Annotated in this window: 16 protein-coding genes; 9 read left to right on the top strand and 7 right to left on the bottom strand. The window is 69.5% G+C overall.

Annotation, left to right across the window (positions count from 1 at the left end; genetic code table 11):
- The first annotated feature begins 158 nt into the window (after positions 1–158).
- Entirely contained in the window at positions 159–623 is a 465-nt protein-coding gene (locus I7X12_RS09745; protein WP_198063620.1) for a hypothetical protein, read from the top strand.
- 74 nt (positions 624–697) lie between these two features.
- Here the strand turns inward: I7X12_RS09745 and serA are convergent, their stop codons facing one another.
- The 3 genes from serA to I7X12_RS09760 form a co-directional block, all read right to left on the bottom strand.
- The gene (gene serA / locus I7X12_RS09750) at positions 698–2287 is read right to left on the bottom strand and encodes a phosphoglycerate dehydrogenase (protein ID WP_198063621.1); all 1590 of its coding nucleotides are present in this window, start codon (positions 2285–2287) and stop codon (positions 698–700) included.
- Between the two features lie 218 nt (positions 2288–2505).
- A complete protein-coding gene (locus tag I7X12_RS09755; RefSeq protein WP_198063622.1) occupies positions 2506–2673 on the bottom strand; it encodes a DUF7556 family protein in 168 nt (55 codons plus the stop codon).
- Between the two features lie 205 nt (positions 2674–2878).
- Positions 2879–3556 carry an MBL fold metallo-hydrolase gene (locus tag I7X12_RS09760; RefSeq protein WP_198063623.1) on the bottom strand — a complete coding sequence of 226 codons (678 nt, stop codon included), beginning with the start codon at positions 3554–3556 and terminating at the stop codon, positions 2879–2881.
- Positions 3557–3657: 101 nt separating this feature from the next.
- Here I7X12_RS09760 and I7X12_RS09765 point away from each other — a divergent pair, with 101 nt between their 5' ends.
- Both I7X12_RS09765 and I7X12_RS09770 read left to right on the top strand, forming a co-directional pair.
- A complete protein-coding gene (locus tag I7X12_RS09765) occupies positions 3658–3867 on the top strand; it encodes a hypothetical protein (RefSeq protein WP_198063624.1) in 210 nt (69 codons plus the stop codon).
- Positions 3868–3964: 97 nt separating this feature from the next.
- The gene (locus I7X12_RS09770) at positions 3965–4624 is read left to right on the top strand and encodes a helix-turn-helix domain-containing protein (RefSeq protein ID WP_198063625.1); all 660 of its coding nucleotides are present in this window, start codon (positions 3965–3967) and stop codon (positions 4622–4624) included.
- 104 nt (positions 4625–4728) lie between these two features.
- Here I7X12_RS09770 and I7X12_RS09775 read toward each other — a convergent pair whose 3' ends face one another.
- Both I7X12_RS09775 and I7X12_RS09780 read right to left on the bottom strand, forming a co-directional pair.
- Positions 4729–5811 (bottom strand): aminopeptidase, encoded by a 1083-nt coding sequence (locus I7X12_RS09775; protein ID WP_198063626.1) that lies wholly within the window; start codon positions 5809–5811, stop codon positions 4729–4731.
- A 79-nt stretch (positions 5812–5890) separates the two neighbouring features.
- Positions 5891–6967, bottom strand: a complete 1077-nt coding sequence (locus I7X12_RS09780; protein ID WP_198063627.1) for a nucleotidyl transferase family protein — start codon at positions 6965–6967, stop codon at positions 5891–5893.
- A 179-nt stretch (positions 6968–7146) separates the two neighbouring features.
- Here I7X12_RS09780 and I7X12_RS09785 point away from each other — a divergent pair, with 179 nt between their 5' ends.
- Together I7X12_RS09785 and I7X12_RS09790 are read left to right on the top strand one after the other, a co-directional pair.
- A complete protein-coding gene (locus I7X12_RS09785; RefSeq protein WP_198063628.1) occupies positions 7147–8394 on the top strand; it encodes a hypothetical protein in 1248 nt (415 codons plus the stop codon).
- Positions 8395–8500: 106 nt separating this feature from the next.
- Positions 8501–9511, top strand: coding sequence for a threonine aldolase family protein (locus I7X12_RS09790; protein WP_198063629.1), 1011 nt, complete (start codon positions 8501–8503; stop codon positions 9509–9511).
- Between the two features lie 31 nt (positions 9512–9542).
- Here I7X12_RS09790 and I7X12_RS09795 read toward each other — a convergent pair whose 3' ends face one another.
- On the bottom strand, positions 9543–9695 hold the full coding sequence (locus I7X12_RS09795; RefSeq protein ID WP_198063630.1) for a DUF7859 family protein: 153 nt from the start codon (positions 9693–9695) through the stop codon (positions 9543–9545).
- A gap of 189 nt (positions 9696–9884) precedes the next feature.
- On the opposite strand from I7X12_RS09795, the gene I7X12_RS09800 reads away from it, so the two are divergent.
- Entirely contained in the window at positions 9885–10523 is a 639-nt protein-coding gene (locus I7X12_RS09800; RefSeq protein WP_198063631.1) for an ArsR/SmtB family transcription factor, read from the top strand.
- 180 nt (positions 10524–10703) lie between these two features.
- Here I7X12_RS09800 and I7X12_RS09805 read toward each other — a convergent pair whose 3' ends face one another.
- Complete coding sequence (locus tag I7X12_RS09805) at positions 10704–11243, bottom strand: metallophosphoesterase (protein ID WP_198063632.1); 540 nt, start codon at positions 11241–11243, stop codon at positions 10704–10706.
- Positions 11244–11362: 119 nt separating this feature from the next.
- Between I7X12_RS09805 and I7X12_RS09810 the strand changes: the two genes are divergently transcribed.
- The 3 genes from I7X12_RS09810 (at position 11363) to serB (ending at position 15551) form a co-directional block, all read left to right on the top strand.
- Positions 11363–12325: a cation diffusion facilitator family transporter gene (locus tag I7X12_RS09810; RefSeq protein ID WP_198063633.1), complete on the top strand. Its 963-nt coding sequence runs from the start codon at positions 11363–11365 to the stop codon at positions 12323–12325.
- 141 nt (positions 12326–12466) lie between these two features.
- On the top strand, positions 12467–14638 hold the full coding sequence (locus I7X12_RS09815) for an ATP-dependent DNA helicase (protein WP_198063842.1): 2172 nt from the start codon (positions 12467–12469) through the stop codon (positions 14636–14638).
- A 274-nt stretch (positions 14639–14912) separates the two neighbouring features.
- On the top strand, positions 14913–15551 hold the full coding sequence (serB, locus tag I7X12_RS09820; protein ID WP_198063634.1) for a phosphoserine phosphatase SerB: 639 nt from the start codon (positions 14913–14915) through the stop codon (positions 15549–15551).
- The last annotated feature ends 21 nt before the right edge of the window (positions 15552–15572 follow it).

Genomic DNA, 15572 nt, shown 5'->3' on the forward strand with positions numbered 1-15572 from the left:
TGCAGGCGTGGAGGGGATACGTCGGTGGGCGGCCGGACCGATGCGGAGGTTCCGACGAGAAGTCGCAGGATAGCGGCCGGGTCGGGTGGAGCGTCAGACGTGCGTCGGGTGTCCGTCTGCCCTGTCTTTTTGCCCGAGCGACACCTCGGTTCGGAGGCATGGCCGCGAACGCCGACCCACCAGAACAGGGGGAACTCCACCCATGCATCGACCGCCAGTCGGCGGGCGAGTCGTGCGGCCACTCGACGACCGACGCCGTCGACCCGACCGACGCCGGAGCGACGGACCGGACCGATCTCACGGTAGACTACACGGCCGAGTCGCTCTACCTGACGAAGATCGCACTGCTGGAAGCCAGAGTCGCGACGCTCGAATCGCGGCTCGAATCCAGCGAGGCCGACCGCCAGCACGTCGTCGACCGCTACGAACGCGTCCTCCAGGGACGCGACGCCTGCCGCGACGAACCACTCGTCGCAGACGAGTTCGACAGCGAAGCCAGCCGTTCCGCGGGCACCGACCGCACCACCGGAGACGACCGGACGACCGGAGACGACCGCACCGCCGAGCGCGACGGCGACCGCTCGACCGGCCCGCTCGCCCGGCTCCGCGGACTGCTGAGCTAGTCGCGGCCGTCGCGTGGGGAGGGTTCGTTTTCGAACGCGTCGAGAACCGACGGAAAGCGCCGCGGTAGCCGCTGTTACTGCCCGTTCAGGGAGATCTGCGTGATGTCGATGACGCGCTGGTCGTCGAGCAGCTGCGCGACGGTGTCGTCGGGGACGGGGTCGTCGAGGTTGTACACCGTGAGGGCCTCGCCGCCGATGGTCTCGCGACCGTTGAACATGCCGGCGATGTTCACGTCGGACTCGCCCAGCACCGTGCCGATGAAGCCGATGACGCCGGGCACGTCCTCGTTGCGGGCGACGAGCATGTGGCCGTGCGGGACGGCGTCGACGCGGTAGCCGTCGATACGGACGATGCGGGCGTCGTCGCCGGCGAACTGCGTCCCGGAGACGCTGATGGACTCCTCGCCGTCGGAGACGGTGACGGTGATGAGGCTCTGGAAGTCCTCGGCGGAGCTGGTCTTCGACTCGGTCACGTCGATGCCCCGCTCCTCGGCGATGCGCTCGGCGTTGACGGCGTTGACCTGCGTCTCGACGACGTCCTCGAAGACGCCCTTGAGCGCCGTCGCCGTCACGATCTCGGTGTCCTGGTCGGCGATGTCGCCGGCGTAGGTGACCTCCACGTCGGAGACGCCGCCGTCGAACAGCTGGACGGCGATGGTCCCGGCGGTGTCGGCGAGTTCGAGGTACGGCTCGACGGCGGGGAACGCGCTCTCGTCCATCGACGGAGCGTTCAGCGCGTTGAGAACCGGCTCGCCGTTGAACGCGGCGACGATCTGGTCCGCGGTGGAGGTGGCGACGTGTTCCTGTGCGGCCTCGGTGGAGGCGCCCAGGTGGGGCGTGACGACGACGTCGTCGATCTCCAGCAGCGGGTTGTCCGGGTCGAGGGGCTCGTCGGCGAAGACGTCGATGGCGGCGCCCTTGAGGAGGCCGTCCTCGACGGCCTCGGCGAGGGCCGGCTCGTCGACGATGCCCCCGCGGGCGCAGTTGACGACGTAGCCGCCCTCGAGCTGGGCGAGCTGCTCCTCGCCGATCATGTTCTCGGTCTCGTCGGTCAGCGGCGTGTGGATGGTGATGAAGTCGGCACGGGAGAGACACTCGTCGAGGGAGTCGACGAGCTCGGCGCCGAAGCGCTCGGCGCGCTCCTGGCTGATGTAGGGGTCGTAGGTGACGAGATCCATGCCCAGCGCGTCGAGGCGGCGCGCGACCTCCTGACCCACGCGGCCGAAGCCGACGACGCCCAGCGTCTTCTCGTTGAGTTCGGTGCCGAGGAAGTCGCCCTTGGCCCACTCGCCGTCCCGGAGGCGGTTGTGAGCCTGCGGGATGGAACGGGCGGTCGCGAAGGCCATGGCGACGGAGTGTTCGGCGGCAGCGCGGACGTTGCCCTGCGGGGCGTTGGCGACGATGACGCCGTGGTCGGTGGCGGCCTCGATATCGATGTTGTCGACGCCGATGCCGGCGCGGCCGACGATCTGGAGGTCCGGTGCGGCGGCGAACACCTCGGCGGTGACCTCCGTCCCCGAGCGGACGACCATCCCGTCGGCCTCGGCGACGGCGTTCAGGAGCGCGTCGCCCTCTACGTCGTAGGCTGTCTCGACTTCGTGGCCCGCCTCGCGCAGCCGGTCCAGACCCGCGTCGGCGATCGGGTCCGTGACGAGTACCTTCATGCGGGTGGGATCCGCTCGCCAGGGTATAACCCTTGTTTTCTCCGGACGCGGTCGAGGACACTATCGACAGTGTCGACACAATCGCGAGCGGCCGGAACGACCCCTCGCGGTACGGGAACGGGGCGAGCGACGGCAGTCACGGACGATGAGAATCGGTCGAACGAGTAGTGGCGCGACGCGGCGTTCTGCGTCGGAAGCGGATCAGACGAGGACGGCCGTCACCGCCACTCCGGGAGGGTGGCGGCGTCGGCGAGCGGCGCTGTAAGATAGGCGTCGTCGCAGCTGATATCGGCGATTACGAGCGTCTCGGTGGATCCATCCTCGACGGAGGCCATGACTTCGGCGTTCGTTTCCACCTCGGCTTCAGCGACCATATCCGGCGCCATGCATGACAACATGTAGCAACCACCTATATACCTGTCGGAACCATTCTCATGCATTGAAAACCCGGTGTCAGACGCCCGTCAGACGTGCGAACGACGGCGAGTCGGGCGTCGGAAAGACTGCCGAGGGAGTTGGTGTGGGGAAGCGAGTAAGCGGTGCGGACCGGCGGGTTCGAGCGGACGGGGACGAGCGGGCGCGTGGCGCAGGTTAGCTCTCGATAGACTCACCGATCGTGGTGATGCGGTCGTCGTCGGCCGGGGCGAACCCGCCGTGATAGCAGAGGACGCCGTCGACGGCGAGGCTCGCGAGACGAGCGACCGACTGGCCGGCCTCGGCCACGTCCAGCGTGAAGTGTTCGCTTGGCCCCTGCAGTTCCCCGTCGGCGGCCGTCAAGGCGTCGGCGGCCAGCAGGAGTCGCTCCTCGGGCAGGTACAGCGAGACGTGTCCCGGCGCGTGGCCGGGCGTGTAGACCACTCGCATCGGTCCGGCGGCCGTTCGGAAGCACTCCTCGCCCACGAGTTCCACGTCCACCGGGACCGGCGGGTACCGGTCGCCGTCGCCCTTGATCGGCTCCTCGCGACCGTCGACGTACGGCGCGCAGGCCTCGTGGGCGAACACGACGGCGTCGGTCTCCTCTCGCACGGTCGCGAGCGCGCCCGCGTGGTCGGCGTCCTGATGCGTTATCAGCACCGCCCACACGTCCGCCCACTCGAAGCCGGCCGCCTCGATCTCCGCGCCCAGGGCCTCGGCCTGTCCCGGAAGGCCCACGTCCAGCAACAGCAGGCCGCGCTCGGTCTCGACGGCCGCCGGGTGGAACGCCCGCTCGCCCTCGTCGGTCTCGATCGTCTCCGTGAACGCGTAGACGCCCTCGGTGAGTTCCTCCATGGGCCGATCTCGGACGGGAGCGACAAAGTACGTCGGGCCGCGGCGACCCGCGCCGCGACGGCCGATGGAATTTTGATGGTTCGCTGTCGTATCGGTGCCGTATGGACGACGACGCCCTCCAGGCGCGGCTCCGCGGTATCGAGCGCCGACAGAACCTCGTCATCGCGCTATTCGCCCTGCCGTACCTGATTTTCGCCGCAGAGCTGTTCGGCTTCTGGGTCGCGACCGTAACTGCAACCTCACTGACGCTTCTCACGCTCGCGTTCGTCATCGTCAGCCGCAGACAGAGCCGCGACGGGGTCGGGATGTAACCGCCGTCCGCTCCCAGACAGCGCCCGTTCTCGAACTGTCTGCACCCCCGAATTCGGTAACCGACGACCCTTTGACGAGCCGGCCGTACGTCCGTCCATGCGGTACGTGACGCTGCTGGTGAGTCCGACCGAGGGGCAGGGCTTCCACCCCGTCGGCGAGCGCATCGCCCGCGACCCCGACGTGACCGGCGAGGCGATCCACCGGATGAACGACCTGGGTGACGGGACCGTGACGCTGCTGACGGAGCTGTCGGGCGACGTCGACCGCTATCGCGAGATCATGACCGACACGCCCGAGGTCCGCGAGTTCACCGTCGTCGTCGACGACGAGGGCCACGGGTGGGCTTACTCCCGCATCGAGACGAACGATCTCGTCGAGTACATGCTCGCGCGCGGTCGCGACCTCGAACTCGTCCGCGATATGCCCATCGAACTCACCGAGCGGGGCGGCCAGCGGGTGACGCTGATCGGTACCGAGGCCGCCTTCGCCAGCGCCGCCGAGTTCGACGAGCCGCCGGGCTACGACATCACCGTCGAGAAGACCGGCGAGTACCACCCCGAGGGCGGCCGCCTGCTCGACGCGCTGACGAGCCGCCAGCGCGAAGTCCTGGAGGCGGCGGTCGACGTGGGCTACTACGAGGCCCCGCGCGAGGCGACCCACGAGGACGTGGCCGCGGCCGCCGGCTGCTCGCCCGCCACCGCCGGTGAACACCTCCAGAAGGTCGAGCGAGCGGTGTTCGGCGCGCTGGTGGGATGAAAAATCCGGAATGCGAGACGCTCCGGGTCATTCCTCGAAGCCCTCCTCCGCGGCTCCCTGCGGTCGCCGCGTCGGTACGAGGCGCTCACTTCGCTCGCGCCTCGCTACTCCTCGAACACGAACGTCCCGTCCTCCTGCACGCGCTCGCCGTCGACTTCGATGAACGAATCCTCGCTCATGTCGACGATCATGTCGACGTGGACGGCAGAGTCGTTCTGCTCGTTGCCCTCGCCGACGGTGTCGTCGTAGGCCCGGCCGACCGCCATGTGGACCGTATCGCCCATCTTCTCGTCGAACAGCATGTTGTAGGTGAACTCGTCGATGGCACGGTTCATCCCGATACCCAGCTCCCCGAGGCGGTTCGAGCCCTCGTCGGTCTCCAGCACGTTCGTCAGCACGTCCTCGTTCTTCCCGGCGGCGTGCTCGACGACCTCGCCGCCCTCGAACTTGCAGTACACGTCCGTCACCTCTCGGCCCTGGTGGTAGAGCGGTTTGTCGAAGTAGACCTCGCCCTCGACGGAGTCGGGGACGGGTGCGGTGAACACTTCGCCGCCGGGAAGGTTGCGCTCGCCGTAGTCGTTGAGCGTAGGGTTGCCGGCGACGCTCATCGTCACGTCCGTCGAATCGCCGGAGACGATACGGACCGCCTCGGCGTCGTCCATGATCTCGACCATCTGGGCCTGGAACTCGCGCTGTTCGTCCCAGTCGCGGACGATGGCGTCCCAGACGAAGTTCTCGAAGCCCTCCGTGCTCTGCTGGGCGAGCTGGGCGTTGGCGGGCGCGGGGTACTGGGTGAGACACCAGCGCTTCGACAGGCGTTCGGCCAGCAGCGGCTGGACGGCGGCCTCGTAGGCGGTCGAGACCTCCGGATCGACGTCGCTGGTCTGGGTGACGTTGTCGCTGCCGCGGATCACGATGTACACGTCCATCTCCTCGTACAGCGCCATCTGGTGGTCCGGCAGCTCGAAGTCGCCGTCGTGGTTGCGCAGGAACGCCCGGCGGAAGCGCTTGCCCATGCGGTCCTGGATCACGAGGGGGTGAGCGCCCCGGTCGGCGATTATCTCGTGCAGCGCGGCCACCAGATCCTCGGCCTCCGGGTGGGCGTCGACGACGACCTGATCGCCCTCCCCCAGGTCGACGGAGTGGTCACAGATGATCTCGGCGTGTTCGCGAACGCGCGCGTCCATGGCCGAGTGGTCGGGCGGCGGCGTGAAACCGGTTTCGTCGTCGAGTCGGACGACGCCTCCGTCGGTCGACGACACCCGGTCACTCCTCGGTCGCCCGCCAGCGCTCCGCCAGACCGACGACGAACTCGGCGTACTCGCTCCGCGCTCGGTCCCACGTCTCGTCGCCCGCTTCGCACGCCCGCTCCAGTCGGCCCAGTCGCTCGGCGTCGTAGCGCGAGGCCAGACACATCGCCTGAAAGACCGGCGAGCGGGCGGGGTCGCCCCCCGGGTCGCCGGCGATCCGCTCGCGGATCTCGTCGGCGGACGTCGCGAGCGAGACCCCGGCACCGGGGATCGACTTGGCCATCTTCGGCGTCCCGTCGAACCCCGGGATCATCCGGGTGTACAGCCCCGCCACGCCCCCCTCGACGGCGGCGGCGTCGCGGAACCGCCGCGCCATCCCGACGAGGTGGTGCTCGTCGACTCCGAACTGGAGGACCAGCCGCTCGTAGTCGCCGGCGTACAGCGGGTGGAGGAAGTCGGCGCCGTGGAGGACGGCGCTGTGGATATCGGCAGCCTCGGAACTCGGCCCAGGGCGGGCGACCGCGGCGGTCCCCGATCGGCGGTCGTCCTCGCCGGCCTCGTACGCTTCGCGGACGGCGCGCTCCCACTCGGTCGGCGGCGGGTCCGTGTCTCCGGAGTCGTCGCCGGCGTCCTCCGTCCACCGGTCGGGGTCGTAGTACGGCGCCAGCAGCTGCGCGGTGTGCATCACCTCGCGGGCCCCCTCCTGCGTGCGGAGCCGGCCGCGGTCGGGGTCGAACCCCAGATCGAGCGCGAACGTGCGGTAGCGCTCGGCCAGCCGTCGAACCCGGTCCAGCGGCGCGCCGCCGTGGTACGGCTCCAGATCGGCGAGGACGAACTGCACGTCCAGCCCCGCCTCCTGCAGCGCGACGGCGGTCAGGAACTGGCCGACGGTCCCCAGATGGGGCGGACCGGTCATCCCGACGCCGGTCGCGACCAGCGTCCGGCGCCGGTCGGCCCGGTCGAACACGCCCTCGTCGTCGACGGCGACGAACCGCCGACGCTCGGCGGCCGGGACCGGGCCGACGGCGCCGTCGGCCGACCCGTAGCCGTTTCGTTCGCGAACGATCTCGTAGTGGTCGGGTAGTGTCGTCACACTCGACGATCGACTGGGTGTGTAAAGTGTTGTATTGTGACGAGGTACCGACTGACATACAGAGATCGCGGGTCGTGCGTCGGCGGCGATCACGGGAGGGCAGGGGGCGATAACCCGCGCTTACCGGGAGTTGAAGGAGTATAACGAAATACGGGGTTCCCCCTACCGGGGAGCGAGCTATGTCCGAGCGACCACTGCGGAACACGAGGCGAACCTTCCTCGCGTCGAGCGCACTGGGGGCGCTGTCGGCGGTTACAACTGGGCCGACGGCGGGCGCAACGGACGGAACGACCGAACCGACGGCGACGATCGAGTGTTCGACCGTCAGCGTCGACGACTGGGGGAGCGCCCGCAGCGCGCGGGCGGTGTTCGGAGACGGGAGTTTCGTCGACGTCGGGGACGGGGCGCCCGGAGCCTTCGGTGCGCCCGGGCGCGTGATCGAGTCGGTGACGTTCGCGGACTTCGACGGCAACGAGTGGACGCTGACGGACGACGGTACAGACTGTGACCCCGGCGAGAAGTCGGTCACGTTCACCGACTCGCGGGCGACCGTCCGGCCGGGGCAGTTCCTGGAGATGGACGGCTACCCCGGGACCCTGGTCTCGCAGGTCGACCTGCACTTCGTCGACGGAACGAGCCAGGAGAAAGTCCATCTCGAGGGCCCGCAGTCGCCCGACGGCATCACCGGCGTCTACCGCGGCACGGGCGAACACGCCGGCAAGGTCGTCGAAGCCGTCGAGATCTTCCACGATATAGACTACGTGACCCACTACGTCCGCAACCCCGCCGCCGAGAAGTACCTGCTCGGGAAGGACACCTGCGGGGAGCGACTCGTCGAGGTGATGGGCGCGACCGAGGGCGCCGTCGACTACGAGTTCACCGTCGACGGGCCGGTCCGCGCCGTGACGCTCTCGGACGGTCGCGGCGCCTCGCCCGGCGGCAACGACGCCGTCTCGACGAGCGGCGACACGACGACCGTCTCCGGTTCGACCGGAAACCCGGGGTACAGCGACGTCTACGCCGTCGGCGGGTCGATCACCGACTTCTCACAGACTGGCGGGAGCGGCGAGTACGTCCTCCGCGAGGCCGAGTGGCGGATCGTCGCCGACACCGCGCCCGCGACCGACCTGCTCGCGGTCGTCGCGACCGAACAGGGCGAGGTCGCTTACGAGTTCGTCGTCGACGGCACCGTCCGGAAGGTGACCAACGCCGGCCCGAAGCGCTCGGCCGGAGCCAACGACGAGGTCGTCGACGACGGCGACGGCACCGTCAGCGTCAGCGGCTTCACCGGCAACGCCGGCTACGGCGACACCTACGCGGTCACCGGCGACGTGACCGACTTCGCCCGGACCGACGGATCGGCGGCCGTCCACATCGACTACAACGGGCGCGAACGGACGCCCGAGGAACTGGTCGCCGAGCACTGAGGCCGGTCGTCCGCTGCGACACGGCGCGGTTCCGCGGCGTGTCGCTCGCTCGGCGTCGCGAGCCGACCGAGCCACATATTTCTACCGCGAGCGCCAACGGAGTGCCGTGATCGACCTGCGCAGCGACACCGTCACGAAGCCCGACCAGGCGATGCGCGAGGCCGCTCGCGACGCCGAGGTCGGCGACGACGTCTACGGGGAGGATCCGACCGTCAACGAGCTCGAATCGCGGGTCGCCGACGTGCTGGGCTTCGAGGACGCCCTGCTGGTCCCCTCGGGCACGATGGGCAACCAGGTCGCCGTCCGCACGCACACCGAGCGCGGCCAGGAGACGATCCTCGAACGCGAGAGCCACGTCTACAAGTGGGAACTCGGCGGCGTCGCCCAGCACTCGGGCGTCCAGGCCCGCCCCGTCGACGGCGACGACCGCGGCGTCGTTTCCCCGGAGCAAGTCCGCGGCGCCTACGTCGAAGCCGACGGCCACCGCGCCGGTACCGGGCTGCTCGCGCTGGAGAACACCCACAACAGCAAGGGCGGTACCGCGATCGCACCCGAGGCCATCGACGCCGCGGCCGAGGTGGCCCACGAGCGCGACGTACCGGTGCACCTCGACGGCGCGCGGCTGTTCAACGCCGCCGCCGCGCTGGACGTCCCGGCCGAGCGACTCGCCCGCGAGGTCGACTCGGCGACGGTCTGTCTCTCGAAGGGGCTGGGCGCGCCCGTCGGCTCCGTGCTGGCTGGGAGCGAGGCGTTCGTCGAACGCGCTCGCCGCCACCGCAAGCTCATGGGCGGCGGGATGCGCCAGGCCGGCATCCTCGCCGCACCGGGCCTCCGGGCGCTGGAGAACCGCGACCGCCTCGGCGCGGACCACGAGCGCGCCCGCCGGCTCGCGGCGGGTCTCGACGCCGTTTCCGGCCTCTCGGCGCCCGAGCCCGAGACGAACATCGTCGTCGCCGAGACCGACGACCCCGCCGAGGAGGTGGTCGCCGCCTGCGAGCACGAGGGGGTCGGCTGCGTCGCCTTCGGCGACTATCGCGTGCGCTTCTGTACGCACTGGGACGTCGACGACGACGATATCGACGCGGCGCTGTCGGGCGTCGAACGAGCGGTCGAGTGAATTCGGGGCCGACGGCCGGTGGTCGGCGCCGCTACTGGCGGCCCTGGTTCATGCCCTCTTTGAATCCCTTCGCGGTCCGGCGGAGGAACAGGTAGACGAAGAAGACGAACCCGAGGAGGATCGCGACGATGGCCACGAGGACGGGGTCCTCGAAGAACCCCGAGACCAGATCACCGATCTGCATACGCCGGCTTACCGCGCCACCGGTCAAAGAGGTTTCGGCACCGCGACAGCCCCACCGGGGACACCCACCTGACACACCGAAGCGAGCGAGCGACGGGCGCCAGCCGCGCCGCGAACTCCGGCGAGCGATGCCTAACGCGCCTGTCAGGTGACAAGACTGATACTGCCGGGGGCCAAAGCGCGACGTGAGATGTCGCTGCTGCCCTCCAAACCCGACACCACCGCGGCCGAGGACGCGGAGCCGCGGGTAGTCGGCGTCGAGAGCGACGACGCCGACGACCTCCTCTCTGCCCTCTCCTCGGAGACCGCCCGTCGCCTCCTCGGCGAACTCCACGAGTCCCCCGCACCGCCCGCGGAGCTCGCCGAACGCGTCGATACCTCGTTACAGAACGCACAGTACCACCTGGAGAACCTGCAGGACGCCGGCGCCGTCGAAGTCGTCGACACGGCCTACTCACAGAAGGGCCGCGAGATGGACGTCTACGCCCCAGCCGACCAGCCGCTGGTCATCTTCGCCGGCGACCAGCAGGAGTCGACCAGCATCAGGACGGCCCTGTCGCGGCTGCTCGGCGCCGTCGGCCTGCTCGCCGTCGTCAGCCTCGTCGTCTCGGCGCTCTCGGGTGGCGACGCCCTCCCCTCGCTGGGCGCCGGCTCCGACGCGACCGGGGAGGGTGCGGCGGCCGCCGCACACACGCCGACACCGGTCGCAGACGGTGGCGCGGTCGCTTCTACCGGTCTCGTCGACGGGCTGGGCCCGGGCGCCTTCTTCTTCCTCGGTGGCGCCGCCGTGCTCGTCGGCGCTTTCGCCGTCTGGTACGTCCGGGGCTGAGCGCCATCCGGAACCCCCGGTCGGAGCCGCTCTCGCGGCGGACTGTCGAGACGGCGGCCGCCGTCGGACGCTGAAACAACCGTTTGAGTTTCCGCCGGCTACTTTTCCGTCCCCGCCGAAGGGACGAATGCACGCCGCCCCGGCCTGCCCCGCTTCGACACGCTCCGCGTCGGCTCGCCGTCACTCCCGCCCCGTGGCGGCGAGGTCGAACTCGTCGAAGACCTCCCCGTCGGGTGCCACGAGCCGACCGGTCGGGCCCTCCCCGGTCGGTCGCACCTCCACGTGGCCCGGACGGTACCAGCGCGGGTCGGCGTGACTCCCGGGATTCAGGACCGTGACTGGCCCGATCCGTCGCCGCCCTGGTTCGTGGGAGTGCCCGACCACGACCGCGTCCGCCCGCTCCTGGCGCCCCAGTAGCGACAGCGACGTGTCGTCGTGTTCGTGGCCGTGCACGACGACGATCCGGAGCCCCTCGTACTCGACGGTTCGCTCCGCCGTCAGCCGCCCCCGGACGCCCGGGTCGTCGTTGTTTCCGTACACCGCGACGAACTCGCCGCCGCCGTGTTCGGCTCCGGCCTCCGCCTCGAAGGCGTCGAGCACTGCCTCGGTAGTGAAATCGCCGGCGTGAACCACCAGTTCGGCCTCGCGGACCGCCGCCAGCGTTCGGCCTTCGAGTCGATGTCCGTCGGTGCCGTGGGTGTCCGAGACGACCGTGATCACGGCGTCGGGTTCGGGGCCGCTCCCGAAGACTCCCTCGGCTTCGTCCCGCCGGCGACCCCGGCTCGGTGGTTACTGGCGGAAACCCAAGCATTTTGATGGGTCGGGGAGTGGCTCGGGCAATGGCAGAGAGCAAGTCGGTCGTGATGGCGGCGCTGATCGCGAACGGCGCCATCGCGATTCTGAAGTTCGTCGGGTTCCTGTTGACCGGGAGTGCCGCGATGCTCTCGGAGACCTATCACTCCATCTCCGACACGGGCAACCAGGTGTTTCTCCTCATCGGCCTCCGCTACGGCGGCCGCGAGGCCGACCGGCGCCACCCCTTCGGCTACGGCAAGGCGCAGTTCTTCTACGCCTTTCTCGTCTCCGTCTTCCTGTTCGGCATCGCCGGCTGGGAGTCCGCGAAACACGGCTTCAACGCGCTGATGGGCCACGGCGGCGGCCACGGTGGCGGCGAGGCCGTCGAATTCCTCTGGCTCTCCTTCCAGCCGCCGGGGTTCGACCCGATCCTCGTCAACTACACGGTGCTCCTGCTGGGCATCGCCTTCGAGAGCTGGGCGTTCAAGAAGGCCTACGCGGGCATGAAGACCCAGATCGAGGACAACGACTGGTCGGGCATGCGCGAGGCGTTCCGCAAGACCAGCGACGTGACCACCCTCACGGCGCTGACCGAGGACACCATCGCGCTCCTCGGCCTCGGCCTGGCGCTGGCCGGCGTCTTCCTCGAACAGCAGACCGGCGACCCGATCTACGACGCCATCGCCGCCTTGCTCATCGGGATCATGCTGATGGGCTTCGCCGTCGCGCTCGCCTGGGAGAACAAGCGGCTCATCCTCGGCGAGAGCCTCCCCGCCGACGAGGAGCGGAAACTGCGCGCGGTCGTCGAGGACCGCGCGGAGGTCGAGCGCATCGTCGACTTCCGCACCGTCTACTTCGGCCCCGAGCGCATCGTCGTCTCCACGGACGTGGAGTTCGCACCCGGCTTCCAGGGCGGCGATCTCGACGCGATCATCACCGAGATCGAAGACGAGATGAAAGCCACCAACAAGAGCGTCCGCACCGTCTACCTCGAACCGGAGATCTGAGCGACGGACCACTTCCGCCCCGGTTGGGCTAGGGCTTTTACGCGGGCGGGCGAACAGAGACACACAGTGGCGAGCGCGTCGGACCCGGACTACCTACGATTTTTCCCCTACGAGGAGCCCTACGACCACCAGACGGAGGCGATGGGGACCATCTACGACGCGCTCGACGAGAAGCGAAACGTCCTCTTCGAGGGGGCGACGGGGACGGGCAAGACCCTCTCCGCGCTCGCGCCCGCCCTGGAGTACGCTCGCGAGACGAACAAGACCGTGGTGATCACGACGAACGTCCACCAGCAGATGCGCCAGTTCGTCCGCGAGGCCGCGGCGATCACCGACCAGGAGCCCATCCGCGCCGTCGTCTTCCAGGGGAAGGCCTCGATGTGCCACATCGACGTGGGCTACGAGGAGTGCCAGGCGCTGCGCGATACGACGCGGGAACTCGTCGACGCCGAGGAGAACATGCAGGAACTGGAGGACCAGCAGCGCGCCCTCCTGGAGGAGAGCCGCGACGGGAGCGCCGAGGCCGCGGACGCCCGCGGCGCGGTGATGGACGAACTCGAATCCGTCGAGGCGGAGATCGAGCAACTGCGCGAGGAGCGCAACGTCTGCGACCACTACTACCGGAACCTGACCGCGGACACCGACGCCTTCTACGGCTGGCTCTACGACGACGTGCGGACGCCGGAAGACGTGTACGGCTACGCCGAACGGGAGGGCATGTGCGGCTACGAACTGCTCAAGGAGGGCATGGAGGGCGTCGATCTGGTGGTTTGCAACTACCACCACCTGCTCGACTCGATGATCCGCGAGCAGTTCTTCCGGTGGCTGGGGCGGGACCCCGAAGACGTGATCGCCGTCTTCGACGAGGCCCACAACGTCGAGGACGCCGCCCGCGACCACGCCCGCCGCACGCTCACCGAGACGACACTCGACCAGGCCGTCGAGGAGTTAGAGACCGCCGAGGACCCCCGCGCCGAGGGGGCGCTGAACGTCCTCGACACGTTCCGACGGGCGCTGGTCGAGGCTTACGACGAGGCCTTCGACTTCGGCGAACGCGAGGGGGTCGACGAGGACTGGTACGACCTGTCGATCGACAACGACGACGCCCGCGACGACCTGACGCTGGCCTTCCTGCAGAACTACTCGGGGCCAGGGTTCCGCGAGGAACTCGACCGGACCCTGGACCTGGCCCGCGAACTCGACCAGTCCTACGAGGAAGCCTACAAGAACGGGGAGACGACGACGCGCCAGGAGTGCCAGACGCTGCAGGCGGCCACGTTCGTCGAGGCGTGGCTCGACGAGTCCGCCGTCGAGGGACAGTACCCCGTCGTGAGCGTCAGGCGGGCCGAGGAGGGGGGCCCACGGGAGGCCGGCGAGATCTACGGCCGTGCGGAGCTGTACACCTGTATCCCGAGTTCGGTGACCGCCGACCTGTTCGGTGACCTGCACGCGGGCGTGCTGATGAGCGCGACGCTGCGCCCCTTCGACGTGACCGAGGACGTGCTCGGCCTGGCCGATCCCGAGACCCTGGCCTACGGGCCCCAGTTCCCCGAGGAGCGCCGGCGGACCTACGCCGTCGATGGGCCCGCGCTCTTCGCCAGCAAGCGAGACGACATGCAGGTCCAGTCGACGGTCGCCGGCGCGCTGGAGGACGCCGCGCGGTTCACGCCCGGGAATACGCTCGCCTTCTTCCCGAGTTACGCCGAGGCCGAACGCTACCACCAGCGGGTCGACACCGGCGGCGCGACGTACCTCGACCGCCCCGGAACCTCCGCGAAGGAGCTGCGCGAGCGGTTCACCGACGACGACGGCGCGATGCTCTTTACCTCGCTGTGGGGCACCCTCGCCGAGGGAGTGAGCTTCGACGGCGACGACGCCCGGACGGTGGCCGTGGTCGGCGTCCCGTACCCGCACCTCGACGACCGCATGGACGCCGTTCAAGAGGCCTACGACGCCGAATTCGGTGACGATGACGGGGCCGCGGGCCGCGGCGGCTCGGGGTCGAGCGGCGGACGGGACGACGACGAGGGCGCGGGCTGGCGCTACGCCGTCGAGATCCCGACCGTCAGGAAGACCCGACAGGCGCTCGGTCGCGTCGTCCGCTCGCCCGAGGACTTCGGCGCCCGGATCTTGCTCGACAGGCGCTACACCGAGCGCTCGGAGGTGGAGATGACCGATTACTCCGTCCGCGGCACCTTCCCGCCGGAGGAGCGTCGCGAGATGGTCGACATCGACCCCGGGAAGCTGAAGTTCGCACTGTTGAACTTCTACCAGGATGTCGAGGGGTACGACGGCGACCCGCCGCGGCCGTGAGCATCCGCGAGCGGAGCGAGCGGTTCACCGCGCCGAGGGACGAGGCGCGGCTTTTTCACCCACGTTTTTCGCCGAGCGGTACCCGCAGGGCCGAAGGCCCGAGGATACCCGAGGCCGAAAAAGGTGGTCTCACCAGGATGTCGAGGGGTACGACGGCGACCCGCCGCGGCCGTGACCGGGTGCTCGGGCCCGAGCAGACGTGCCATTGCCCGGACGGTCGCGGTTCCACCCGAAACCGGGGGCTTTGAGACCCCCGGTGGTCAAAGGGCGAGCAATGACCGTAGTCGCGTTCGACTTCGACGGCACGCTCTCGGACTCGGAGATGACCGTCCTGCTGGGCGACCGCAACGGGACGGCCGACGACATGGCTTCGATCACCGAGCGGGCGATGAACGACGAGATCGAGTACGCCGAGAGCCTCCGCCAGCGCTGCGCGCTGCTGGAGGACCTGCCCGACGAGGAGGCACGGGCAGCCTTCGACCAGGTGGAGCTCCGGCCGGGCGCCGCCGACGTGATCGCGGCGCTGCGGGAGGCCGGCGTCTACGTCGCCATCCTCACCGGCGGGTTCGAGCGCGGCGTCGCCGCTGCACTCGAAAAGGAGGGCGTCGAGGTCGACGCCATCGTCGCGAATCGGCTCCCGGTCGCGGACGGGAAACTGACGGGCACCGTCGAGGGGCCGCTCATCGAGGGGACGAAAGACGACGCGCTGGAGGTGCTGACCGCCGTGGTCGGCGCCGACCGCACCGACACCATCGCAGTCGGCGACGGCGCCAACGACCTCCCGATGCTGCAGGTCGCGGGGCTTGCCGTCGGCTTCGACCCGAAACCGGCCGTCGCACCGGCCTGCGACACCATCGTCGAGACGATGGCCGAGTTGCAGGAAGTCCTCGAGGGCGAAGACGTGCTGGACTGAGAGCGCGCTCTCACTTCTCCG

The sequence above is a fragment of the Halosimplex litoreum genome (genome assembly GCF_016065055.1).
GTDB lineage: Archaea > Halobacteriota > Halobacteria > Halobacteriales > Haloarculaceae > Halosimplex > Halosimplex litoreum.